The sequence below is a fragment of the Alcanivorax sp. HI0083 genome (assembly GCF_001635175.1).
Genome location: NZ_LWFX01000375.1, coordinates 1 through 754, shown reverse-complemented (window position 1 = coordinate 754; position 754 = coordinate 1). Strand labels below are relative to the sequence as shown.

Below are 754 nucleotides of genomic sequence, written 5' to 3'. Positions count from 1 at the left end.
AATGCCACAACTCCCATGTGCCCATGGATCTGATTGAGTTGATTCGCGGCAAGAAAGTGATGGTGGGCGCCATCGATGTGGCGACCCACACCATTGAAAGCCCCGAGGAAGTTGCCAACACCTTGCGCCAGGCGCTGCAGTTCGTGGATGCCGACAAGCTGTACCCGTGCACCAACTGCGGCATGGCGCCGCTGCCTCGCCAGGTTGCCAGAGGCAAGCTGCGCGCATTGAGTGCCGGTGCCGAGATCGTGCGCAATGAACTTGCCTGAATCCTGTGGGAAGAGCGAGCGCCAGATCGCGCCGTCTCTTCCCTGAGCTACCCGTTTGCGTTATCCCCTATTCTGGAATCACTATGTCACTGACCACCACGGCCATCGACCCTCTGCACTTTCGCAAAGCGCTCGGCCATTTCGCCTCCGGGCTCACTGTGATTACCTCGCACATCGATGACGAGCCCATCGGCTTTACCTGTCAGTCGTTCTACAGCGTATCGACAGCCCCGCCGCTGGTGTCATTCAGTGTGAAGCGCGATTCTTTCAGCTACCCCAAGATCCGTCGTGCGGGCCGGTTTGCGGTGAACATCCTCTCTGACGAACAGGCAGCGATATCCAACCTCTTTGCGCAACAGGGCGCAGACAAGTGGAAAGAAACCGATTGGGCAACGTCGCCTCTGGGCAACCCGGTGATTGGTGGCAGCCTGCACTGGCTGGACTGTGACATTCATGCCGAATACGAGGCCGGCGATCACCTGATC

1 protein-coding gene and 1 pseudogene are annotated in these 754 nt (G+C 58.8%); both read left to right on the top strand.

Annotated features, from left to right (window positions below; translation table 11 throughout):
- Nucleotides 1-269, top strand: a pseudogene (locus A3754_RS03885) (methionine synthase); the annotation flags it as partial.
- 83 nt (nt 270-352) lie between these two features.
- Nucleotides 353-754 (top strand): flavin reductase family protein (locus A3754_RS03880; RefSeq protein ID WP_063518884.1); only part of this gene is annotated, 402 nt, incomplete at its 3' end.